This window comes from Bacillus cereus group sp. BfR-BA-01379, assembly GCF_022663605.1.
GTDB lineage: Bacteria > Bacillota > Bacilli > Bacillales > Bacillaceae_G > Bacillus_A > Bacillus_A mobilis.
This window is the reverse complement of record NZ_JAKUFT010000071.1, coordinates 1-24,022: the sequence shown is the minus strand read 5'-3', so window position 1 is coordinate 24,022 and position 24,022 is coordinate 1. Positions and strand designations below refer to the sequence as shown.

The following is a 24,022-nucleotide window of genomic DNA, read 5'->3' as shown; positions in this document are numbered from 1 at the left end:
TAATATGGTGATTTGATAAGCAGGAGTGGAAGGGAATATCCATACTTTTACAATATCAGTTGCTTTTAATAAAGTATTAAAGCCAACAAAAAATAGATAAAAAGCATATAAAAGAAAAAGAATTGTCCCTACCCATTTACCAAAGTATGTTTTTAAGATTTGTGAGAAATTTTTGTTAGGATTTTTTTGTAACATTAAAATAATAAATACACCGATTATAGAAGTAGTTATCCATCCAAGGATGATAGATATCCAACCATCTGTGCCAGCCGTAGTAGCAAGTGGACTTGGCATAATTAACATACCTGATGCAAGTTGCAGTGAATGGATGAAAACAATAAATTCAAATAAAGTTATGTTTTGAAATTTAAGATTCCCCATGCGAACCACCTTCTTTTTTCTTTTTTTGTTTCGGCTGTCCTGTACTTGAGCGGGTGGTAATCATAGAAATAGGAAATCTTACAAAAGAATCTTTTAACTCTTGAAGCCGAAATGGTGCTATTGGCAATCCGTATGGTGAACCATACGAAGTTAGTGAAACAAAATGAGCAAATAAAAGCATTAATCCACTAACAATACCTACAATCCCATAAAAGTATGCCAATAACATCATTGGAAAACGAATAAGGCGTATAGAACTTGATAAGTCATAATTAGAAACAATAAATGATGCAATGGCGGTAATAGATACGATAATAACCATAACGTTACTCACAAGACCAGCTTGAACAGCCGCCTGCCCAATTACAATCCCTCCAACAATTCCAATTGTTTGTCCAATTGGTTGTGGTAAGCGAATACCAGCTTCACGTAGCATTTCGAGTGTAATTTCCATTATAAAAGCTTCCAATAGGGGAGAGAAAGGGACTTTGACTCTTGACGTTGCAATAGAAGTGTATAAATCTATTGGAATGATTTCAAAGTGAAAAGAGACTATAGCAATATAAAATGCCGGTAAAAAAATGGCTATAATAAATCCTGCAAATCGTAATAAGCGAAAAAATGATGCAATGAGCCAATGTATATTATAGTCATCTGGAGTTTGAAAAAATCCGATTAAATTCATTGGAACAATCATTGCACCAGGGGATCTATCCATTATCACTGCCACTTTCCCATCAAGTAAATGATTTGAAATCGCATCTGGACGTTCGCTTAAATAAGCCTGTGGAAAAGGAGTCCAATTTTGATCTTTTGTATAATTAGATAGTTCTCCAATGCTCAATACCGCATCCGTTTTAATTTTACAGATTCTAGTTTCTATTTCTTGGACTACATCTGCGCTCGCAACATCACCTAAGTAAATTAAATAGACTAATGAAGTGGCTCGTTCTCCAATCGTCAGCTTTTTGATTTTCAACTCTGTAGAAGGAATATAACGACGAATTAGGCCTATATTTTTTGTGGCGTTCTCAATAAATCCATCATGTGATCCTTTAATAGTAACTTCTGAAATTGGCTCTTGAATTGCTCTCTCTGCCCAACCTTTTGTATTTATTAGAAGTGACCGCTTTTCTCCCTCCATAAACAGTACACATTGACCCTCAAGTAATCCTTCTTTAATTTCATTCCATGTATATACTATTTTGGTATGAGTAGCAATAATATTAGAATTGAATATTTGACTGTCTTCATTTACTTTTTGTAATAATGGTGTAACAACATTGCCTTTTAAAGCGACACCATCTGTAAGGCCTTCAAAATAATATAGTAAAATATTCGTGTGAGTTTTTAATTGCAAAGGATGTTCAATTAAATCGGCACTAATATCAAAGATATTAACTAAAGTATTTTTAAGTTCTTCTAAGTTACTTGTTTGGATTTTTTCAATGGTATTATTTGTTTTAGTTTCTAAGGTCTCTTCATTTAAGGACAATATTGACACCTCTTTAATATGTAACGATTAGTTGTATTTATTATTTTTATTTGATGGAATTTTATTCACAAATTTAAACAAATTGGGAATGAAAATTAAAAATTGAGAGCAATAAAAGTGGAGGTGATTTGTGTGCAAATCTAAGTATCAAGTTAGCATTGAAATTTGAATGATTATAATAAAAAAGAACCCTTGATGGGCTCTTTTTCATAGTTGGTAAATGTGTTATCAACAATAGATGGCATTTAAGGTAATAATATAGATGTCTTTAAGTTAATCAGTTGAATTTTTTAGGAAGAACTTTTTTCATATCTTAATGCTCGATAAAAAAGGAAATTACATTTATTTGGGTGTTCTAGTGTAATTGAATTTTGCGCGCTAATAAATTTTGTTTAGGGACAAAATGTTTTTCTGAATTAACAGAAATATTGATGCGCAAAATTCTTATTGGTTATTATGGTAGGTATCAAATATTTCTTTGGCCTTATTTTCTTGATATTACCGTACGTTTATATGTTTCTAAGGGAAAGAAATACTTTCAGTTTTATTACCATCTATTGTTTGATTAAGATGGTAACATGAAAATGAAACGTTTACAACCAGAAAATAAAGAAAAAATATTAAATTACGACTTTTTTCGACAATCTTTATGTGTTAATATCTAATATTTTTATAGGAAAAGATGGAGGGAAACGTACCTTTTCCTATAAAATGTTGTTTAGGAATTAGAATTAATTAAAGCAGTAATAATAGCTTAAAATTAGAATGTAATTCAATGAATTTGAGCCCAAAATCATGGGAACGATTGCTAACGTTATAATTGAATTTTTGAGCTGTAAGAGTTTTAAAAATATGGTCAAACTTTAGTCCACTTTGCGTTCCTTCCTTTTGTAACTAACCTAATCTGGCCAAATAATTGCAAGGAATTTAAAGCCTTACTAATTGTGCTCTCTGCAATGTCTGGATATCTGTTACGAATACTTTCCTTAGTAAAGGGTTGTTTTTGTTTAAGTATAAAATCCTGAATTCTTTCAACTTTAGTATGTTTACATATAGAATCTAGAACGTTGTTATGCAGATCTTTGTAAGCCTCTAATATAATAGTTAAAAACGTTTTTAACCAAAAGCTACTATTATGTTCCTCACAGTACCAATTTACCGAAGATTTATAAATCGAATTGTAATATTCTGATTCATTTTTCTTAATATATTTATCCAAACATACATATTTTACAAATGTATGTCCACTCTTAATTAGCAGCAACTGCATTAACATAAATGCTAGCCTGCCATTACCCTGATTGAAAGGGACTATGCAATAAAAATTTAATATAAAACGAGCTATTAATAAAAGCGAATGTAGCCCCTTACTAGTATTTAATGAGTTGTATTGATCACATAATTGCTCCATAAACTGTGGAATTAGTTCATGTGGAAGAATGCGGTAACTATTCAAGTGCATTCCATGCTCAGGAATACCTGGAATAATAAAGGGTTTTTCACGCCATTTGGCACTGTCAGAGGTAATGTAATGTATTAATTGAAAATGTAATTCCTGTATAGTTGCTGGATTAATTGATAAAGTACAGGAGTTTTTATGTACAAAAGAAAGTGTTTGATAATAACAAAAAATAGCATCTTCCGAAATGTTTTGAGGTACTATATCATCTAAAATAAGTTCTTTTAATCTTTTATGAGGAACTTTTATATCCTCATAAATAGTAGTGAAATTTTTTATGTAATGTAGCGGTATAGTTTTTTCTAAACTATTAAATATGTCAGGGTTTTGTTCCTGATAAGCAGCTAATTTTCCTTTGAACTCGCTAATTTCACTTATTAAATTGATTAACCTCCTTTTTAATTCAATATTTTTATACTTATCATCAAAAAAGTCTCTCATTTTTGTTCCCCCTGTAACCCCTTAACACGTTGTTGCATACATCTTTCCATTCTAAAGGTATTTCATGACATCATTGTGAAATGATGCCATTTTTTGTTTTGATTTTTGATCGTGTTTTAGAACCTATATTTTTATTTGATAATAAAAATATAGGAATTATAAAGAAGAATCGTTAGGATTCAATTTTAATAGGCATAATCCTAACATCAAATGTACAAATGTACAATAAAAAAATAAAAAATATAAAACTATAGAGACTTTTGAAAGATTATTAACTAGTTGTAGCTATAGATGTGTTTTAGTTTAAGGGTAAATATTGAAGCGATAATAAAGTTTTTATGGTTGAGAAAATGGATAAGTCATTAATTTGTGACAGTTATGTGCCTATTCTATTCATTTGTTATTATGAGAATTCTAAAATTATATCTCAATGAGCTTAAATTTCTATATTTAGCATAAAGATTAGGGGAGATACGTTGATGAAATGTATCATTAAATATAGAAATATGTAACGTTTCATACTTGTATTGTAAAATATTTTGACATAAGTTAATTTAAATACTAGGTACAGGAACATTTAATAAAAATTCAGTAATGTACCCTTTAAACGTTTCACCCTAAAAACGTTTGTATTTATTTATATAAATCTCAAGCATACTGAAGTTTTTCCCTTTGTTCCTGTACCTTATTAGGTAAAAATAATACAATAAATTAGCGTGATATTATGGAAGGAAATGGATTTTTAATTCTCTTTTTTTATCTTACTTTATCAATCTCTCGATGATTTGTTTATAGTAAGGATTATTAGGGGAGGAGATAGCTATTAAAAAGGAATATAAAGTTAAGTTGGACAAACGGTTGGGGAAACGAAAGATTATTTTTGTCGATGAACTGAGAAGCTTCCACTTTAAGTTTTTCTAAGTGGTGGATAGTTCATTCTGCCTGATATTTTTAATATATAAGTTTGTACATCCTGAAGCTAATCAGAATATAAATTACATTAGTTATGTGGTTATAGAAGTATATGTCTAAGATTAAAGGATTTCTGTTTTTTTAGGGTTCAAAAATTATGTGTGAATTTAGCCTTGGAAATGACTTGTTTGTATGTTGTCTAGCAGAAATGTGAAGTCTGGAAGAAACTGATATTATCAGCTTCTTCCAGACTTTTTTACTTTAAAAGTGTATTTTTTCTACATAAGATTAAATGCAATTCTCTCAATGAATATTTGAATTTTTTGTGAAATTAAGTGAGGTTTTTATTCCACTATTAATACATAATGTTACAAAATAAACTTATTATATTTATTTTTATTTTAATATGAGATTAAAAATAATAGTAAATGTACCAATGTATGAGAGATATTAGTATATTTATTAGTAATTTGTTCATTTATCTCTATATTGCTATTATATTAGCGATAACAATAATATATTGGGGGGACAAGAATGAATTTGAAATTAACATCTAAATTTGAAGGATTAAGAAAAAATAAAAAGGTAATTGGTGCTTGTATTTTAGCTGCAGGGGTGACCGCCATTACAATGATTCCTCAAAGTGCCTATGCACATGGATTTGTTGAAAAGCCAAGCAGTCGTGCTGCTTTATGTAGTCAGAATTATGGAGCATTAAATGTAAATTGTGGAAATATAATGTACGAACCTCAAAGTTTAGAAGCACCTAAAGGATTTCCAGATGGTGGACCGATTGATGGGAAAATCGCTTCGGCAGGAGGACTGTTTGGAGGAGTTCTTGACCAACAAACATCAAATCGCTGGTTCAAAAATACGATTAAGGGTGGAGAAAATACATTTACATGGAAATATACAGCTGCACATCTTACAAGTAAATGGCATTACTACATTACAAAAAAGGGGTGGGATCCTAATAAACCATTAACACGTGCTGAATTAGAACCAATTGGAACTGTGAAACATGACGGTTCGGCCGCATCAAATAATTTAACACATACAATTAATGTACCAACTGATCGCAATGGTTATCATGTTATTTTAGCTGTATGGGACGTAGCAGATACGTCAAATGCGTTTTATAATGTAATTGATGTAAATCTAGTAAATAATGAAACTCCCGATACAGTAGCTCCAAGTCAACCAAATGGTTTAAGTGCGTCTAAAGTTACTGCCAATAGTGTTGCACTAACGTGGAAGGCCTCTACGGATAATATAGGTGTAAAAGAATATCAAGTGTTACGCAATGGAGAAGTAATTGATACGGTACCAGGTACAACATTTATTGATAAAAAACTAAAGGCAAATACGGAATATACCTATACAATAAAGGCATTAGACTCGGCTGGAAACATATCAAAAGAAAGTGAAGAACTAAAGATTAAGACAACAAATGAAACCCCAGATAAAGAAGCTCCGACTCAACCGAAAGGATTACATAGTATGAGTACAACAGCGACAACTGTTGATTTGATGTGGAGTCCGTCTGAAGATAATGTAGGAGTAGACCATTATATTGTATATAGAGAAAGTGCTGGAGTTATGAATAAAATTGGGACAACGGATAATACATCCTTTATGGATAAAGAATTGAAGGCTAATACATCGTATAAATACGTAGTAACAGCGGTTGATTTAGCAGGAAATGAATCTAGTAGAAGTGATGTATTGAATGTAACAACAAAGGCTGAGGATTCCACATATGAAAAATGGGATGCGAGAAAAGCATATACTAAAGGTGATAGAGTAGTATATGAGGGAAAAGTGTATGAAGCAGTTCAAAATTATCAAGGTAATGGTGACACAAATTGGATTTTTGCCCTATCGCTTTGGAAGCCAGTTTTGAATAAATGATAAGTAGGAAAATATAGTTAACATTTTTGGGTTTTTCATTGGAAATAAACGGTCGTTCCAAATATAAATTCTTTAATGGTTTAAATGATATAGAAATAAATTCAATCTCCATCTAATGCTTACGAAAGGAAATCAAAAAAGAATCCCATTGGGATTCTTTTTTTCTAATTTGTAATAGCGTATATTTTTACAGTGAATTTCTTAGTGGCACCAATTGGACTTGCGATATAATATTTTGTATTTGTGTAAGCTTCAGTCCTAGATCCCTGTGAAATATTTTTCCAACGAATAGAATCGGTACCTAGGGAAACATCAATCATTACATTGAAAGAGATAGTAGAATGATGATCTATTTCTGAAGGCTCAATAACCCATTTTAATTCTTTGGTACCTGCAGGTAAACTATCAATTTTAAAGTTTTGACTGGATCGATTTTTTTGTCCGGATAAAGGACTAGATTCGGATGAAATTTGCGAAATTAATATCTCTTTTTCATTTGAATGTACACCATTTAATTTAATGATACTATCAATTAAACCTGGCCCAGGAAAATCAGCTGCGATAATACCAGAATGTCTAATTTCACCTTGTTGTAAGAGTTCGGTCCCAAGTGTATTCATCCCACCATAATATACTTGCCCATTTCTATCGCGAGGGAAATCAATCCAAGCATGAGTCGAATTCGTTTGAATCAACTTAGGGTTACTATCAGTATTTCTATTCTCTTTTCCGCTTGCAACAAACCAAGGATATACATTATTTAAAAATGCGGCTGCACCACCCGTACCACTAAAATGATTAAGATATATTTTTCCATTATTATAGTTAGTATTTGCACTTTGTAAATGGTTTTTTATCGCATTCCATTTTTCATATATTTCGTCTGGTCCGCTTCCAATTTCAAATTTATCTTGAATATTCAATCCATCGTAATCAATCCCGTACAATTGAGGGGATGTAAAGTTTTGTAAGATTACAATTTTCCCCCGGATATCTCCTAAAGTAGGGTTGTTTCTGTCTATAATTGGTACGGAATTAGGATCCCAAAAATATGAAGCATTACCGTTTTTATATTTTAAAAATATCTCCTCAAATGATAGGGATCCACTTTCGGGAGTAGTTTCTTCTTTTAAGCGCATTAAAATTGTTTCTGTCGGATAATCTTTCAAAAATTGGATTGCTTCTTTTAATACATCTTCAAATACTGCTTTTTGATTGACAATACCATGGTACATTGCAAAAGAATCTTTTACACGTTTAACGCGCATATCTACATATCGAATTCCAGAATTTAATTGTTGGGATAGACTCATAGTTTGATTTCTTGTTAAATTTTCATCAAGAAAACTTGCTCCATGTAAAGCCATTGTACCATGAGTGCCTGGAATAGATATTTCACTTAATTTTGTTGAATCTGCTACTTCTGACATCCATGATGGATTTTGATAACCTATATTGGATTCATAGGAATAACCTGGATGACTATCAGCTGAAATTGTAGATGGTGTACTTAAACTTGCTAGTGTAAAACAAGTGAGGATGCTAACTTTAAAGAAATTTTTTATTTTTATTTTGTTCATTTTATCTCTCCTAACCTTTAAACAATAGCTATAATAAGATGGCTTTTTACTATATTTATTGTTTTCTATTCCTAATGTAATGAATTTTTGTAATTGAAAAAGGGGTAGTGAGCTAACTTGAGATAGTATTAGTTTATTGTAATAATTTGCCAAATGGATTTTTAAAGAATTGAAGCATAGATAGGTAAAAAATAAGCTTTTTGCTGTATTGTATACAAACAAAACAGAAGCCTTAAAAAGACTTCTATTTTGTGACATATTATGAATGATAAGGTGGTTAACAAATTAAGATTATGTGAGTGAGCGGTAAAAATCTATTTATAGCTGTTTCAGGAATTTCTTAAAACAAGTCTATTCAGGAAAAGTGGTCCCTACAATGGTAATAAAGATTAAAAGATTCTACTCATTAAAACTTAGACTAACTACAGTTGCGATAGATTGAGCTGCATGTTCCCAGCTTCCATCTATAACTTTCCCAAGCTGCTGACCAAGTGCATTTAAATCATTTGGATTAACTGGAATTCCATTATACGCAGCAAGAATTGATAAAAGCGGAGCAGCAAATGGTGTCCAACCACCTCTATCAATATTAAATACAGGCTTATCTACTACTTTTCCATCTTGCACAGTAAACTCATAATAAAATTGATCATCTGGACGGAAACTTAAATGATGAGAAATTTGTCCTTTAACATATTTTTTTCCTCCACCTAGATTTACTACTTCTATTTCTTTTACATTAAATTCATGCTCAAATACTTTTATTTTTTTGACTTCTGGACCATTTAAGGCAGCATTAACAGCTGTTTCTAAATTATTTTGTGCTAATGGTTGAATACTCATTTGTGCCTCTTTTTGTTGGATAGGAGCCTCTTTTTCTGCAGCAAACACTGATGTAGAAGGTAGTGCACCTGTAGCTAACGTAGCTGCAAGTGCTGTTGTCATCATGATTTTTCTTTTCATCTTCATAGTTTTCTTCCTCCCTTAAGGTTATGATATATAATTTTTTAAAGACTGACATGGGGCAATATTTTATTTCATAATGCACGCAAAAACTAGGTTAAGAATTATGTCAGAAAATCAAAATTAATTATATATTCATTTACAATGATATCTATCTACATATATTTTTTCAATTTTCTAATAAACGGTACAATAATAACTTTTTATAAGGTAATTTAGTGTTTCAATTCTCTCTATGCACGTTTTAAACAAATTAAAATCGGAGTGGTAATAATATATTTACAAGCAAAAATATTATAAATTTCGAGAAAAATACACAATTTTTTTATAAAAAACTATAAGAATTATCATTATATCGTTATCAAACTAAGTAAGATAAATGATAATATGATGAAGAGCTTCCAGTGATTTGTTATAAGTCCACTAGAAAATGAGCATGATATCATACAATTATGCAGGACACCTAGGATATTAAAGCTACACTTTATAGCAGTTAATACGAATGAGATTGGAAAACAGCAGTAAGTGTTTATTAGAGAAACACTATGAAAAATACTTCAAATCACTTAAAAAGTTTCAGTTATTCTGAATTCGTGGGGCGCGGAATGTTTATTGAGCATTGTAGTACTGATCAAGATTTTAGGAGGAAAAATGAACAAGAAGACTAAAAGAATCATATTACTTATAGGTACAATAGTAGGTATTAGTATCTTTTTATATGTACAGAACAATTTAATAAGTATAACTGAAGTTAAAATAACATCTAATAAAATCCCCTCTTCTTTTAAAGGTTTTAAAATTCTAAAAATTTCAGATTTACATAATAAAAAATTTGGCGACAGTCAAGAAACTTTAATTCAAAAAGTAAAAGGTGAAAATCCGGATATTATTGTTATTACAGGTGATCTAATTGACAGTAAATCATATGATGTAGAAGTAAGTATGGAATTAATACGAGAACTTGTAAAGGAGTATCAAATATATTTTGTGACAGGAAACCATGAAAAATGGTCAGGAAAATATAATGATTTGGAGAAAGAGTTGAAGAAACACCATGTTACTGTTTTAAGAAATGAACAGGTAACTATTCAAAAAGAGGAAGAAAAAATAAATTTACTTGGTATTGATGATCCGGAATTTGTAACTGGAAACCGTGATGAAGGAAATGTTGTAAAAGATGAAATTTCAAAAGCGAAATTTGAAATGAAGCCGGATACATACAATGTATTACTATCCCATAGGCCTGAATTTTTAACAGAGTATGCTGATGAACAAATAGATTTAGTGTTATCAGGGCATGCCCATGGAGGACAAGTTAGATTGCCATTTATCGGAGGTTTAATTGCACCAAATCAAGGGGTTCTCCCCACATATACAGCCGGTTTATATGAAAAACAAAATACGTCTATGGTAGTAAGTAGAGGACTAGGTAATAGTATCATTCCGCAAAGGATTTTCAATAGACCAGAACTTGTAGTCGTACAGTTAAATTGAACTGTACGACTTTTTGTATAGGAAAATAAGCCATATGTAATTTATCCAAGTTAACATTACAATTTTGTTAAAAATTTTCTACGCTACATAAAGTAACAAAATTTGACCCGAAGAGTTTGTTATAGTGTAAATAATCAAAAAACTTAAAATTTGTCGAGTGATAATTGTGATAAGTAATTCACGTAAAAAACTTAAAGGGGTGTACACATGCATAAAGAATATGAAATTGAAGAATATACGGCGATTGAGGAACAAATACATTATTATTGTAAATGTTTATTAGTTAGTCATCCTGATCAAATTATAAAGTATTTAGAGAAAAGGTTAGAAAAATATGCAGAAACATTACAATATGCACATTTATATCCTGACACAGTTATTTTACCGTTACAGCAGTTAGTTATCGAATATTCTTTAGATGTTGCTAGAATTAGAAAGTATATGAATTTAAAAACGTAAAGTAAAATATATAATGTAAATGAAACAGAGTCGACTTTAAGAAATGATATTCTAATGTCGACTCTGTTTCATTGTTTAAGATTGAAAATACATACTAATCAATGAAGTTTGACATATAATTACGCAAGAGTAAAATAAAAGTGAGTACTCACTCATTTTTAGAAAAGGGGGAATAAAACGTGCAGCAACCTTCCATTATTTTGCGAACTGTGTCAAAAAGTTTTGGGAAAAAAGAAGTGTTACACAATCTTTCGTTGCAAGTTGAAAAAGCAGAGATATTTGGTTTAGTTGGGCCTTCTGGTTCAGGGAAAACGACTCTTATTAAAATGATTGCAGGTATTAATGAGGCAACAGAAGGTGAAGTGTTTGTTTACAACACGAACATGCCTAATTTAAATGAAATGAAAAAAATTGGTTATATGGCTCAGGCTGATGCGTTATATGAAGAACTATCAGCATATGAAAATGCAGATTTTATTGCAACGATGTATGGATTAAAGGGAAAGCATAAAAAAGAAAGAATTGAAGAGGTTTTTGACCTTGTACAATTATCACAGCATATGAAAAAGCAAGTACAGCATTTTTCAGGTGGGATGAAGAAGCGTTTATCATTAGCGATAGCACTCATTCATGAACCTGAAATATTGATTTTAGATGAGCCAACAGTGGGGATAGATCCACTTCTTAGAAAAACAATCTGGGAAAAATTTTATGATCTTAAAAAGCAAGGCACTACCATTATTGTAACAACGCATATTATGGATGAAGCTGAGTTTTGTGAGCGTCTAGGCTTGATTAGAGAAGGAAAGCTAGTTGCGACTGGAACGCCTGAAGAATTGAAAAAGCGGGTATCTTCAAGACGGATTGAAGATGTCTTTTTGTTGGAAGAGGTGGCCCTATCATGAGAGTTACTGGTGTAATTATTCGTATTATTCGCCAATTTTTTCGAGATAAGCGTTCGTTAGCCATGATGTTTGGAGCACCTATGTTATTACTTTGGTTATTGTCGCTAGTATTTACACAAAAAGACTATGTACCGCATATTGCAGTTGTTGATATGCCAGCTCAGGTAGTAAAAGTGATGGAAAATCAGGAAGCGACAATTTATGAATATAGTAAAGGAAAGGCAATGTCTGAGTTGGAAAAACAAAAGATAGATGCAGTCATTCATTTAGAAAGTGGAAAAATGCATATTGTATTAGAAGGAAGTGATTCATCAAAAAATCGTGCTGTACTTCAAGTTTTACAAAAGAGTACAGAGAAGAACGATGTATCGATTATGAAACCTGAAGTGAATTATTTACATGGTTCTAAAGATTTTACAATGTTTGATGGGCTCGGTCCTGTATTAATCGGTTTCTTTACATTTTTCTTTGTATTCATTTTATCTGGAGTGTCTTTCGTAAGAGAACGTTTAAGTGGTACTCTAGAAAGATTATTATCAACTCCGGTAAGAAGATGGGAAATAGTTGTAGGATATATTGTTGGTTTTGGAATCTTTGCATTTATACAATCCGTTATAATCGTAAGTTTTTCAGTTTATATTTTAGATTTATATGTAGCTGGCTCCATATGGCTAACGCTACTTATTACATGTATGCTTTCTTTAACAGCATTAACTTTAGGGACGTTTTTATCGGCATACGCAAATAACGAATTTCAAATGATCCAGTTTATACCGCTTGTTATTGTGCCACAAATTTTCTTTTCTGGTTTATTTCCAATTGAAGCTATGAATAAGTGGCTCCAAATGTTAGGGAAGCTATTTCCGCTCACATATGGAGCTGACGCAATGAGACAAGTGATGATTCGAAATCAAGGATTTACAGAAATTGCATTAGATCTTACTGTATTACTACTTTTTTCTCTGTTATTTGCAATAGGAAATGTATTTGCATTAAAAAAACATCGGAAAATATAATGATGATACAAAGGGGCATTATAAATGAAGAAGGATTGGTTAGAAGAATTAATAGCCGCAACAAATACGGATAAACGAAATGAACGTCAAATGCGTATATTAGAGGCGGCTGTTGATATGTTTGGTGAAAAAGGATATGCTTCAACATCAACTAGTGAAATTGCAAAGCGTGCTGGTGTAGCGGAAGGAACAATCTTCCGCTACTATAAAACGAAAAAGGATTTATTGTTAGCGGTCGTCATGCCGACATTAACAAAATTTGCTGCACCATTTTTCGTACAAGCCTTCGCAAAGGAAATATTTAAATCGGAATATGAATCGTATGAAGGGCTACTAAGAGTTGTTATTCATAATCGCTTTGAATTTGCAAAAAAGCACTTTCCAATGATAAAAATATTAATTCAAGAAGTGCCATTTCAGCCAGAATTGAAAAATGAAATACAACATTTAGTAGAAACAGAGTTACTTTCACATTTTAAAAAGTTGATTGTAAAGTTTCAAGAAAAAGGGGAAGTTATTGAAATGCCTCCATCTTCTGTATTACGTCTAACTTTATCAGCTGTATTAGGATTACTATTAACACGTTTTTTATTATTGCCTGAAGAAAAATGGGATGATGAATTGGAAATTGAAAACACGATTCAATTTATATTGTACGGATTAACCCCACGGAGGTAATGTGATGCGCCAATTTGCTAAGCCGAAAATTGTTGTAAGTAAATGTTTAGAATTTGATGCATGTCGTTATAATGGCGAGATAATTCCAGATGTAACAATACGAAATTTGCAGCCATTTGTTACATTTATACCTGTTTGTCCAGAAGTCGAGATCGGGTTGGGCACTCCTCGTGAAACGATACGAATTGTAGAAGAAAATGGTGTGAATAAGCTTGTGCAGCCGTCGACGCGGGCAGATGTAACTGAAAAAATGGAGCAATTTTCAAAAGACTTTTTACAAACGATACCTGATGTAGATGGTTTTATTTTAAAGAATCGTTCGCCAAGTTGTGGTACGCGCGATGTGAAAATTTATTCTGGTTTTGAAAAAGCGCCAGTAAAAGGAAAGGGATCTGGCTTATTTGGCGGAGCAGTAATAAAAAAATTTTCGCATCTTCCAATTGAAGAAGAGGGGAGATTGTCGAATTTTATTATAAGAGAACATTTCTTTACAAGACTGTTTACTATCGCGCATTACAAAATGATTAAACATACTAAAAACATAAAAGAACTCGTATCATTTCAATCAGATTATAAGTATTTATTTATGGCATATAATCAAGTGAAACAAAAAGAATTAGGGCGTATTATTGCAAATCAAAAAAATGAAACGATTGAAGTTGTATTTGATAAGTATGAGAAGACTTTATATGAATTATTTATGCGCACCCCCCGCTATACATCGAATGTAAATGTATGTGAGCATATTTTTGGATATTTTAAAACAAAGTTGAAAAAACAAGAAAAAGATCATTTTTTAGATTTGATACAAAAGTATATAGAAAAGAAAGTCCCGCTTAGCAGCTTACTTACAATTTTAAAATCATGGGCCATTCGATTTGACGATAAGTATTTATTAAGACAAACATATTTTGAACCATACCCTGAAGCATTAGTAGAAATTTCTGATTCGGGGAAAGGTAGAGATTATTAAACAATAAATTACATAATTCGACACGAAACTTCCTATGTTGTTGTAGAACAATGTAGGAATTTTTTTGTGCATTGGTACAGAATCTGTTTTAAAATTAAGTTATGACAGAATTATAGCAATTATCTAACTAATATTCGTGTCTTTTAATTCGTAATGTTTGTAGTAGAAACTCGCACGCTGTCGAAACTCAATATTCGATAAGGGGTGTGTAGCGGAATGGAATTTACTCTAACTCGCGAAAAACAAATGATTAAGGAAATGGTACGTGACTTTGCTGAAAAGGAAATCGCACCGAAAGCTGTGTATTATGACAAAACTGCGGAATTTCCATATGAAACATTTCAAAAAATGGGCGAACTAGGATTATTAGGCATCCCATTCCCTGAAGAGTATGGAGGTTCAGGTGGCGATACTGTATCGTACGCGTTAGCAGTTGAAGAAATTGGTCGTGCTTGTGGTGGTACAGGACTAAGTTACGCTGCAACAATTTCATTAGGTGCTTCTCCAATTTATTATTTCGGTACAGAAGAACAAAAACAGAAATATTTAGTTCCAATGGCGTCAGGTAAAACGTTAGGTGCTTTCGGATTAACTGAGCCAAACGCTGGATCTGATGCAGGTGGTACACAAACGAAAGCTGTATTAGATGGTGATGAATATGTTATTAGTGGTGAAAAGTGTTGGATTACAAATGCAGAGTATGCAAATACAATTATTGTAACCGCTGTCAACGGCGTTGAAGACAATGGTAGAAAACGCATTTCGGCATTTATTGTACCGACTACAAGTGAAGGATTAACGATCACAAGTCCTTACGATAAAATGGGTGTTCGTGCTTCTAATACATGTGAAATCGTACTTGATGGTGTACGTGTACCGAAAGAAAATATTCTTGGTGATGTAAATAAAGGATTTAAACAATTCTTATATACACTTGATGGAGGACGTATTTCAATCGCAGCATTAGCAGTAGGAATTGCACAATCTGCATTTGAACGTGCACTGCAATATGCGAAAGAACGTCAGCAATTCGGCAAATCAATCTCTAATTTCCAAGCGATTCAATTTAAATTAGCTGATATGGCGACTGAAGTAGAGCTAGCGCGTAATTTAGTACATAAAGCAGCTTGGTTAAAAGATAACGATAAACCTTTCGGTAAAGAAGCGGCTATGGCAAAACTTTTCGCATCTGAAGCAGCAAGCCGTATTGCAAATCATGCAGTACAAATTCATGGTGGATATGGCTATATGCGTGAATATGAAGTGGAACGACATATTCGTGATGCAAAACTATTAGAAATTGGTGAAGGAACTTCTGAAATTCAACGTCTCGTAATTGCTAGACATTTAGGATGTAGATAAAAGGGAGGAATCACTATGTTTCAAAAAATATTAATTGCTAATCGCGGGGAAATCGCAGTTCGTATTATGAAAACTTGTCAAAAACTGGGCATTCGCACTGTTGCTATTTATTCTGAGGCTGATGAAAACGCCCTTCATGTAAAAATGGCAAATGAAGCCTACTTAGTAGGTGGGCCGCGTGTCCAAGAAAGCTATTTAAACCTTGAAAAAATTATTGAAATAGCTAAGAAGACAAATGCTGAAGCAATCCATCCGGGATATGGATTATTATCAGAGAATCCGTCTTTTCCGGTTCGCTGTAGAGAAGAAGGGATTGTATTTATCGGTCCATCAGAAGAAATCATTACGAAGATGGGAAGTAAAATCGAATCTCGTATTGCAATGCAAGCTGCAGATGTCCCAGTAGTTCCAGGTATTACTACAAATATTGAAACTGCTGAAGAAGCAATTGAAATTGCAAAACAAATTGGTTATCCATTAATGCTGAAGGCATCCGCAGGTGGCGGAGGCATTGGAATGCAGTTGATGGAAACTGAGCAAACGCTCACCAAAGCATTTGAAAGTAACAAAACAAGAGCGCAAAATTTCTTCGGTAACGGAGAAATGTATTTAGAGCGCTATATTGCAGATGCACACCATATTGAAATTCAGCTTTTAGCAGATACACATGGTAACACAGTGTATTTATGGGAGCGTGAATGTTCAGTACAACGCCGAAATCAGAAAGTGATTGAAGAAGCACCTTCACCATTTTTAGATGAAGGTACACGAAAAGCGATGGGTGAAGTCGCTGTACAAGCTGCCAAAGCTCTTGGATATACAAATGCTGGTACAGTTGAGTTTTTAGTTGATGATCAAAAAAATTTCTATTTCTTAGAGATGAATACGAGATTACAAGTAGAGCATCCAGTTACAGAAGAAATTACTGGTTTAGATCTTGTAGAACAACAACTTCTAATTGCTTGTGGTGAGAAATTATCGTTTACACAAGATGATGTAAAACGTAGTGGTCATGCCATCGAGGCACGTATTTATGCAGAAGATCCGAAAACTTTCTTCCCATCACCTGGGAAAATTACAAATTTAACGCTGCCAACGAATGTTCGTATTGATCACTTTTTAGAGAATCAAGTAACGATTACACCTTTCTATGATCCAATGATTGCGAAAGTCATCGCTCATGGTGAAACTCGTGAAGAAGCAATTTCTAAATTACATGATGCTCTAGAAGAATTAAAAGTAGAAGGTATTAAAACGAATACGCCAATGCTAATTCAAGTATTGGAAGATGATGTGTTCAAAAGTGGTATTTATACAACGGGTTTTGTAACGAAACAACTTGTTAAAAAATAAGGTTTAACAATATTAAGGGGGAAAAAATGATGACGAAAGTATATGCATCGATGGCAGGAAATGTATGGAAGATTGTTGTAGGAGTAGGAGATACAGTAGAGGAAGAGCAGGATGTCGTCATTTTGGAATCTATGAAAATGGAAATTCCAATCATTTCAGAAGAAGCTGGCACAGTTATGAAAATTAATGTGCAAGAAGGCGACTTTGTAAATGAAGGAGATGTATTACTAGAAATTGAATAGGGAGATATAGGGGGAAGCGAATTGAAACTACCTAATTTTGCTGTCATTAAAGAAGTCGGGCCACGTGATGGCTTACAAAATGAAAAAAAGATTGTTGGCACAAAAGATAAAGTAAAATGGATTCAATTACTTACAGAGGCGGGATTATCGTACGTTGAAGTTTCCTCATTCGTTCACCCTAAATGGGTTCCTGCATTAGCAGATGCAAATGATGTGTTTTCTGAGCTGAAAAGGGATCCAAATGTTACATATGCAGCGCTTGTTCCAAATCAAAATGGTTTGGAACGAGCTTTTTTGCAAAATGTAGATGAGGTGAATGTTTTTTTATCAGCAAGTGAATCTCATAATAAAAATAATATTAATAAATCAATTAAAGAAGCATTAGTTGTCATTGAAGATATAACGAAGCAGGCAACGTTCGAAGGTAAAAAGGTAAGAGGCTATGTTTCTACAGTGTTTGGTTGTCCTTATGAAGGGGACATAGGTGTCGAAGCAGTTGACGAATTATGTAATAAACTATTCTCATATGGCATTTATGAAGTGTCTCTTGGTGACACGATCGGTGTAGCGAATCCGTTACAAGTAGAGCGAGTTTTAGAACATTTATTAAAGAAATATGATGCTTCGCAGTTTGCCATGCACTTCCATAATACGTACGGAATGGCTCTGGCGAATGTAGTTAAGTCATTGGAATATGGTATTACAACATTTGATAGTTCTTGTGGTGGTCTTGGTGGATGTCCATATGCACCAGGAGCATCAGGAAATGTTGCAACCGATGACTTAGTACATATGCTCCATAAGTTAGGTGTCCAAACGAATATTGATGAAGAGAAGTTATTGAGAGCGAGTCAATTTATTCAAAGTAAATTAAATATCCAATTACCGAGTCATGTGTATAGAGCGCTTCAACATAAAACGATAAGTAGGTGAGAAGATGCTACAATTACAAAACATTTCAGTTGATTATGTAACACCTAACGTTGTAAAGATTTCATTATATCGTGAAAGACAAGCAAACTCTTTATCTTTAGCGTTATTAGAAGAATTACAAAACATATTAACTCAAATAAGTGAAGAGTCAAATACTCGTGTAGTTATTCTAACGGGTGCTGGTGAAAAAGCATTTTGTGCCGGAGCTGATTTAAAAGAACGTGCTGGTATGAATGAAGAACAAGTTCGCCATGCTGTTAGTATGATTCGCACTACTATGGAAATGATTGAACAATTACCACAGCCAGTTATTGCTGCTATAAACGGAATCGCACTTGGTGGTGGTACGGAATTAAGTTTAGCTTGTGATTTTAGAATTGCTTCAGACACTGCAAGTCTTGGTCTTACTGAAACTACACTTGCAATTATACCAGGAGCAGGTGGTACGCAGCGTTTGCCAAGATTAATTGGTGTTGGCAGAGCGAAAGAATTAATTTATACAGGCAGACGTATTTCAGCGCAAGAAGCGAAAGAATATGGTCTAGTAGAATTTGTTGTATCAGCTCATTTACTTGAAGAAAAAGCGATTGAAATAGCAGAGAAAATTGCTAGTAATGGTCCAATTGCTGTTCGATTAGCAAAAGAAGCAATTTCAAACGGTATTCAAGTTGATTTACATACCGGATTACAAATGGAAAAACAAGCGTATGAAGGTGTAATCCATACGAAAGATAGATTAGAAGGATTACAAGCATTCAAGGAAAAACGCACACCAATGTATAAGGGGGAGTAAATATGTTAGACCAAAAACAACAATCGAATACATTTGAAGAACGAGTTGAAACGATTAAACAAGGCGGCGCACCAAAATATCATGAACAAAATAAAGCAAAAGGAAAACTATTCGTTCGAGATCGCTTAGCTCTTTTATTTGATAATGGTGAATATGTAGAAGATGCATTATTTGCAAATTGTGAACAAACAGGATTACCTGCTGATGGTGTTATAACAGCAACGGGTAAAATACATGGTCGTACGGCATGCGTGATGGCAAATGATTCAACTGTAAAAGCAGGATCATGGGGCGCACGTACAGTTGAAAAGATTTTACGTATTCAAGAAACGGCAGAAAAATTACGTGTTCCGTTATTTTATTTAGTTGACTCTGCTGGAGCGCGTATTACAGATCAAGTAGAAATGTTCCCAGGGCGCCGCGGTGCAGGAAGAATCTTCTATAATCAAGTGAAATTGTCAGGTAAAGTTCCTCAAGTATGCTTATTATTTGGGCCTTCTGCAGCTGGTGGTGCATATATTCCAGCCTTTTGTGACGTTGTAATGATGGTAGAAGGGAACGCATCTATGTATTTAGGATCTCCTCGTATGGCTGAAATGGTTATCGGTGAGAAGGTAACTTTAGAAGAGATGGGCGGAGCTCGTATGCATTGCTCTGTATCAGGATGCGGAGATGTTTTGTGTAAAACAGAAGAAGATGCGATTACGCAAGCAAGACAATACATTTCATATTTTCCAAACAACTACTTAGAAAAGACTCCATTGGTTACACCTCAAGAACCGAAACAATTCGATAAAACGTTAGAACAAATCATTCCAGAAAATCAAAATGCTCCGTTCAATATGAAAGACCTCATTAACAGAATTATTGATGAAGGTTCTTTCTATGAAGTGAAAAAATTATTTGCACAAGAACTCATTACAGGCTTAGCACGTATTGATGGTAAGTCAGTTGGTATTATTGCAAATCAACCGCGTATGAAAGGCGGCGTATTATTCCACGATTCAGCTGATAAAGCAGCGAAGTTTATTAATTTATGCGATGCATATCATATTCCATTATTATTCCTTGCAGATGTACCTGGATTTATGATTGGTACAAAAGTAGAGCGTGCTGGTATTATTCGCCACGGTGCAAAAATGATCTCTGCAATGAGTGAAGCAACTGTACCGAAAATTTCTATCGTTGTTCGTAAAGCATACGGTGCCGGTTTATATGCAATGGCAGGTCCAGCTTTTGAACCAGATTGCTGCCTAGCATTACCGACAGCTTCTATTGCGGTAATGGGTCCAGAGGCAGCGGTTAATGCTGTATATGCAAATAAGATTGCAGCTTTACCAGAAGAAGAGCGTGATAGCTTCATTGCTGAAAAACGAGAAGAGTATAAGAAAGATATTGACATTTACCATTTAGCATCAGAGATGGTCATTGATGGTATTGTTCATCCAAACAATTTAAGAGAAGAGTTAAAAGGACGATTCGAAATGTATATGAGTAAATATCAAGTATTTACGGATCGTAAACACCCTGTTTATCCAGTTTAAAAGCCCTATTTAGGGCTTTCTTGCTCAAAAAGTCAAGGAGGGGAAAACATTGAAACAAGCAGTTTGGTTTCCAACAGAAGAGTATAAAGAAAAAACGCGTTTATATGGTTGGATGAAATCATTGGGATATGAAGATTATGAAACGTTTTATAATAAGTCAATCGAAGAAACAGCTTGGTTTTGGAGAGAAGCTGAGAAAGCGGTAGGCTATCAATGGATGAAACCTTATACAGACGTGCTAGACCTAGAGAATGGTACGCCGTTTGCACAGTGGTATAATGGCGGAACATGTAACGTTGTAGAATCAGTTTTATCACGCTGGCTTGCAGATGATGAAACAAGAACACAACTAGCACTTCAGTACGAGGGAGAAAATGGAACTTCAAAATCATTTACATATGAAGAACTTGATAATTGGGTAAGCCGTGTTGCAAACGGTTTGAAACATGCTGGTATTGAAAAAGGTGACCGTGTAACAATTTATATGCCGATGATTCCAGAAACAGTTGTTGCGATGCTAGCTGTTATGAAAATCGGTGCAATTATTTCACCAATATTCTCAGGATTTGCGTCTGATGCAGTCATGACACGTGTACAAGCGGCAGGATCGAAGATGATCATTACTGCAGATGGTTTTTCACGCCGAGGTAAAGTTGTTTCATTAAAAGACGAAGTAGATAAAGCTTGTGAACATTGTCCAACTGTTGAAAAAGTTGTTATTGTGCGTCATGCAGGAAATGACTATACACCGCATAATTATGATTTCTCGTGGAATACGTTAGAAAAAGAAAAGCCATTTGTACATGCTGAAGAAATGCATAATGATGACCCATTAATGCTTATATATACTTCTGGAACAACTGGGAAACCGAAAGGAACAGTACATACACATGCTGGTTTTCCTTTAAAAGCAGCTTTTGATGCAGGGTTTGGAATGAATATCAAACAAGGAGACCGTGTATTATGGGTAACTGATATGGGCTGGATGATGGGACCATTTTTACTATTCGGCTCTCTTATTAATGGAGCAACGATGGTAATGTACGAAGGTGTTCCTGATTTCCCTGAGGCAGATCGTTTATGGGAGACAGTTGATAAATATGAAATTACACATCTCGGTATATCACCAACATTAATTCGTGCGTTAATGGCAAAAGGTGATGAATATGTGAATAAACATTCGCTCAAGAGTTTAGAAGTATTCGCATCAACAGGTGAACCTTGGAATCCAGATCCTTGGATGTGGCTATTTGAAACAGTTGGAAAAAATAATGTACCAATTTGTAACTATTCAGGCGGAACTGAAATTTCTGGTGGGATTTTCGGAAACGTCCTTATCAAACCAATTGCACCGATTAGTTTTAATGCCTGTTTACCAGGAATGGCAGCGGTTGTGCTAGACGATCAAGGTAATCCAATTCGTGATGAAGTTGGAGAATTATGTTTAGAAAAACCTTGGGTTGGTATGACGAAAAGTTTCTGGGAAGACGATGAGCGTTATGTGAACACATATTGGTCAAGATTTGAAAATAAATGGGTTCACGGTGACTGGGTGATTTATGATGGTGAGCAATATATTATTACAGGACGCTCAGATGATACGTTAAACATTGCTGGAAAACGTATTGGTCCGGCTGAATATGAATCTATTCTTGTGAAGCATAATGATGTCATAGAAGCTGCTGCGATTGGTGTACCTGATGATGTAAAAGGTGAAGTTTGTCATTGTTTTGTAGTACTAAGGGACAATGTAACATTCACAGGAGAGTTAAAGAAAGAATTAATGAGTTTAGTAAACTCTCATATTGGAAAAGCATTATGTCCAAAAGATATTCACGTTGTAGAAGATTTACCGAAAACACGTAATTCTAAAGTAATGCGACGCGTCATTAAAGCTGCTTACTTAGGAAAAGAATTAGGGGATTTATCATCACTTGTAAATCCTGAAGTAGTTCCATTTATTCAGGGGTTACAGTCTAGTAAATTATAAAATTAGGAATGAGCTCTATTTAAATAGAGCTCATTTTTATTTTTATAAAAAGAGAAGAGGGAAGAAGTATATTTGGAGTAGAAAAATGATACTAGTATTATTACATATGTCTATTCAATGGAGTAATTGAATTTTGTTAAGAATAAAAATTTAGTAGAGAGAAAAGTGAAAAATTGGAGATATCCCTTGGGAAACAGGAATTCTGATAGTGAATATGTTAATAATGTGTACGGGTTATATATAAAAGTGTTATTTAAAATAGGAAAAGGGAAAAATTACGTTTACTTATTCTTAAGTTTTTTCCCTTTAAAATTTATTATTTGTTCGTTGTTTTATATACATCTGAAATTGGTAAATCCTCAACATGTAAAGATTCAGTACTGTCCTTTTTGTTTGAAACCTGTGCCTGTTGAGATGATTCTTGCATTTGCTCTTGGGCCTTACTAGGAGTATTCAGCGCATCTAATGACACATGATTAAGTTGTTGACTTAATAAATCTTTTTTATCCATGTTATGTAGCTCCTTTTTGAACTTAGATATAAAAACGAAGTGTTTTTAAATAGTTACGTGGGTATTATGTATCTTTGAATGGAATTATATACACAAACTATATTGAGAAATTAACTAATTATAAAAATTACCTGTGATGACAAGTTTAAGAAATATAAAGATCATTAGTTCTTAATAAAAGCGTTATTTTAGTAGGTTGTTACGAAATCTGATTTGAAAGTAACATCCCAATGATAAAAAAGAGCACTGTAAATCAGTGCTCATCTTATTAGAAATTGCGTAGTCCTTAAAAATAAAACCATTACGGACAATTCACAATGGTAATCGTGACGCTAGCTATTGTTCCAGGAGAGTCAAGAAGTGAAGCAGTAACGGTTACTGTTCCAGGTCCATTAGCGGCTAGAAATACAGCGGTAAAGTTACCTGAAGCATTGGTAATGACAGCAAGAGGAACCATGAAAGCAAGAGAAGGGTTACTAAATGAAAAACTGACCACTACTCCAGGAGTAGGACTACCGTTTACTAATACTTGACCCGAAAAAAATAAAGTATTATTTCCTTGAGTGGATACACATGCTGTGGTTTCGTTAGAAGTCAAGGTAATAGATGCAGGTCCAGCAGGAAGAT

At 33.6% G+C, this 24,022-nt stretch carries 21 protein-coding genes; 15 read left to right on the top strand and 6 right to left on the bottom strand.

Annotation, left to right across the window (positions count from 1 at the left end):
* The 3 genes from MR113_RS21725 to MR113_RS21715 form a co-directional block, all read right to left on the bottom strand.
* Positions 1–381, bottom strand: a 381-nt coding sequence (locus MR113_RS21725) for a GerAB/ArcD/ProY family transporter (protein ID WP_242256797.1), incomplete at its 3' end; no start/stop codon positions are given.
* Entirely contained in the window at positions 368–1,876 is a 1,509-nt protein-coding gene (locus tag MR113_RS21720) for a spore germination protein (RefSeq protein ID WP_242256795.1), read from the bottom strand. The genes MR113_RS21720 and MR113_RS21725, both read right to left, overlap by 14 nt.
* Positions 1,877–2,732: 856 nt before the next feature.
* Complete coding sequence (locus MR113_RS21715; protein ID WP_242256793.1) at positions 2,733–3,776, bottom strand: Fic family protein; 1,044 nt, start codon at positions 3,774–3,776, stop codon at positions 2,733–2,735.
* Between the two features lie 1,446 nt (positions 3,777–5,222).
* Between MR113_RS21715 and MR113_RS21710 the strand changes: the two genes are divergently transcribed.
* Positions 5,223–6,599: a lytic polysaccharide monooxygenase gene (locus MR113_RS21710; RefSeq protein ID WP_242256791.1), complete on the top strand. Its 1,377-nt coding sequence runs from the start codon at positions 5,223–5,225 to the stop codon at positions 6,597–6,599.
* Between the two features lie 164 nt (positions 6,600–6,763).
* Here the strand turns inward: MR113_RS21710 and MR113_RS21705 are convergent, their stop codons facing one another.
* Together MR113_RS21705 and MR113_RS21700 are read right to left on the bottom strand one after the other, a co-directional pair.
* Positions 6,764–8,179: a phosphatidylinositol-specific phospholipase C gene (locus MR113_RS21705; protein ID WP_242256789.1), complete on the bottom strand. Its 1,416-nt coding sequence runs from the start codon at positions 8,177–8,179 to the stop codon at positions 6,764–6,766.
* A 399-nt stretch (positions 8,180–8,578) separates the two neighbouring features.
* The gene (locus tag MR113_RS21700) at positions 8,579–9,148 is read right to left on the bottom strand and encodes a methyltransferase (protein WP_073515827.1); all 570 of its coding nucleotides are present in this window, start codon (positions 9,146–9,148) and stop codon (positions 8,579–8,581) included.
* A 645-nt stretch (positions 9,149–9,793) separates the two neighbouring features.
* Here MR113_RS21700 and MR113_RS21695 point away from each other — a divergent pair.
* The 13 genes from MR113_RS21695 to MR113_RS21635 all read left to right on the top strand — a co-directional run bounded on the left by MR113_RS21695 (position 9,794) and on the right by MR113_RS21635 (position 22,884).
* Positions 9,794–10,636, top strand: a complete 843-nt coding sequence (locus MR113_RS21695; protein WP_242256787.1) for a metallophosphoesterase — start codon at positions 9,794–9,796, stop codon at positions 10,634–10,636.
* 207 nt (positions 10,637–10,843) lie between these two features.
* Complete coding sequence (locus MR113_RS21690) at positions 10,844–11,095, top strand: hypothetical protein (RefSeq protein WP_000548621.1); 252 nt, start codon at positions 10,844–10,846, stop codon at positions 11,093–11,095.
* A gap of 179 nt (positions 11,096–11,274) precedes the next feature.
* The gene (locus MR113_RS21685) at positions 11,275–12,000 is read left to right on the top strand and encodes an ABC transporter ATP-binding protein (RefSeq protein WP_097819222.1); all 726 of its coding nucleotides are present in this window, start codon (positions 11,275–11,277) and stop codon (positions 11,998–12,000) included.
* Positions 11,997–13,016: an ABC transporter permease gene (locus MR113_RS21680; protein ID WP_242256784.1), complete on the top strand. Its 1,020-nt coding sequence runs from the start codon at positions 11,997–11,999 to the stop codon at positions 13,014–13,016. The genes MR113_RS21685 and MR113_RS21680 overlap by 4 nt, the downstream gene beginning before the upstream one ends.
* Before the next feature lie 24 nt (positions 13,017–13,040).
* Positions 13,041–13,694 (top strand): TetR/AcrR family transcriptional regulator, encoded by a 654-nt coding sequence (locus MR113_RS21675; RefSeq protein ID WP_242256782.1) that lies wholly within the window; start codon positions 13,041–13,043, stop codon positions 13,692–13,694.
* A 4-nt stretch (positions 13,695–13,698) separates the two neighbouring features.
* Positions 13,699–14,667, top strand: coding sequence for a YbgA family protein (locus tag MR113_RS21670; protein WP_242256781.1), 969 nt, complete (start codon positions 13,699–13,701; stop codon positions 14,665–14,667).
* Positions 14,668–14,883: 216 nt separating this feature from the next.
* Positions 14,884–16,029, top strand: a complete 1,146-nt coding sequence (locus MR113_RS21665; protein ID WP_097819218.1) for an acyl-CoA dehydrogenase — start codon at positions 14,884–14,886, stop codon at positions 16,027–16,029.
* A 15-nt stretch (positions 16,030–16,044) separates the two neighbouring features.
* Entirely contained in the window at positions 16,045–17,382 is a 1,338-nt protein-coding gene (locus tag MR113_RS21660) for an acetyl-CoA carboxylase biotin carboxylase subunit (protein ID WP_061680409.1), read from the top strand.
* A 26-nt stretch (positions 17,383–17,408) separates the two neighbouring features.
* Positions 17,409–17,624, top strand: a complete 216-nt coding sequence (locus MR113_RS21655; RefSeq protein ID WP_001987345.1) for an acetyl-CoA carboxylase biotin carboxyl carrier protein subunit — start codon at positions 17,409–17,411, stop codon at positions 17,622–17,624.
* A 21-nt stretch (positions 17,625–17,645) separates the two neighbouring features.
* Positions 17,646–18,557: a hydroxymethylglutaryl-CoA lyase gene (gene mvaB, locus MR113_RS21650; protein WP_242256779.1), complete on the top strand. Its 912-nt coding sequence runs from the start codon at positions 17,646–17,648 to the stop codon at positions 18,555–18,557.
* Between the two features lie 4 nt (positions 18,558–18,561).
* Positions 18,562–19,350, top strand: coding sequence for an enoyl-CoA hydratase (locus MR113_RS21645; protein WP_242256776.1), 789 nt, complete (start codon positions 18,562–18,564; stop codon positions 19,348–19,350).
* 2 nt (positions 19,351–19,352) lie between these two features.
* A complete protein-coding gene (locus tag MR113_RS21640) occupies positions 19,353–20,894 on the top strand; it encodes an acyl-CoA carboxylase subunit beta (RefSeq protein ID WP_242256774.1) in 1,542 nt (513 codons plus the stop codon).
* A gap of 49 nt (positions 20,895–20,943) precedes the next feature.
* Positions 20,944–22,884 carry an AMP-binding protein gene (locus MR113_RS21635; RefSeq protein WP_242256772.1) on the top strand — a complete coding sequence of 647 codons (1,941 nt, stop codon included), beginning with the start codon at positions 20,944–20,946 and terminating at the stop codon, positions 22,882–22,884.
* A 316-nt stretch (positions 22,885–23,200) separates the two neighbouring features.
* Here MR113_RS21635 and MR113_RS21630 read toward each other — a convergent pair whose 3' ends face one another.
* Positions 23,201–23,395, bottom strand: coding sequence for a hypothetical protein (locus MR113_RS21630; RefSeq protein WP_242256770.1), 195 nt, complete (start codon positions 23,393–23,395; stop codon positions 23,201–23,203).
* A gap of 317 nt (positions 23,396–23,712) precedes the next feature.
* On the opposite strand from MR113_RS21630, the gene MR113_RS21625 reads away from it, so the two are divergent.
* Positions 23,713–23,928, top strand: a complete 216-nt coding sequence (locus tag MR113_RS21625) for a hypothetical protein (RefSeq protein ID WP_002085442.1) — start codon at positions 23,713–23,715, stop codon at positions 23,926–23,928.
* Positions 23,929–24,022: the final 94 nt, after the last annotated feature.

Bases quoted from the DNA above. Each gene is read 5' to 3' on its own strand.
- MR113_RS21715 (WP_242256793.1), bottom strand. From the start codon at position 3,776: ATGAGAGACTTTTTTGATGATAAGTATAAAAATATTGAATTAAAAAGG.
- MR113_RS21710 (WP_242256791.1), top strand. From the start codon at position 5,223: ATGAATTTGAAATTAACATCTAAATTTGAAGGATTAAGAAAAAATAAA.
- MR113_RS21705 (WP_242256789.1), bottom strand. From the start codon at position 8,179: ATGAACAAAATAAAAATAAAAAATTTCTTTAAAGTTAGCATCCTCACT.
- MR113_RS21700 (WP_073515827.1), bottom strand. From the start codon at position 9,148: ATGAAGATGAAAAGAAAAATCATGATGACAACAGCACTTGCAGCTACG.
- MR113_RS21695 (WP_242256787.1), top strand. From the start codon at position 9,794: ATGAACAAGAAGACTAAAAGAATCATATTACTTATAGGTACAATAGTA.
- MR113_RS21690 (WP_000548621.1), top strand. From the start codon at position 10,844: ATGCATAAAGAATATGAAATTGAAGAATATACGGCGATTGAGGAACAA.
- MR113_RS21680 (WP_242256784.1), top strand. From the start codon at position 11,997: ATGAGAGTTACTGGTGTAATTATTCGTATTATTCGCCAATTTTTTCGA.
- MR113_RS21675 (WP_242256782.1), top strand. From the start codon at position 13,041: ATGAAGAAGGATTGGTTAGAAGAATTAATAGCCGCAACAAATACGGAT.
- MR113_RS21670 (WP_242256781.1), top strand. From the start codon at position 13,699: ATGCGCCAATTTGCTAAGCCGAAAATTGTTGTAAGTAAATGTTTAGAA.
- MR113_RS21665 (WP_097819218.1), top strand. From the start codon at position 14,884: ATGGAATTTACTCTAACTCGCGAAAAACAAATGATTAAGGAAATGGTA.
- MR113_RS21660 (WP_061680409.1), top strand. From the start codon at position 16,045: ATGTTTCAAAAAATATTAATTGCTAATCGCGGGGAAATCGCAGTTCGT.
- MR113_RS21655 (WP_001987345.1), top strand. From the start codon at position 17,409: ATGATGACGAAAGTATATGCATCGATGGCAGGAAATGTATGGAAGATT.
- MR113_RS21645 (WP_242256776.1), top strand. From the start codon at position 18,562: ATGCTACAATTACAAAACATTTCAGTTGATTATGTAACACCTAACGTT.
- MR113_RS21640 (WP_242256774.1), top strand. From the start codon at position 19,353: ATGTTAGACCAAAAACAACAATCGAATACATTTGAAGAACGAGTTGAA.
- MR113_RS21630 (WP_242256770.1), bottom strand. From the start codon at position 23,395: ATGGATAAAAAAGATTTATTAAGTCAACAACTTAATCATGTGTCATTA.
- MR113_RS21625 (WP_002085442.1), top strand. From the start codon at position 23,713: ATGGTAATCGTGACGCTAGCTATTGTTCCAGGAGAGTCAAGAAGTGAA.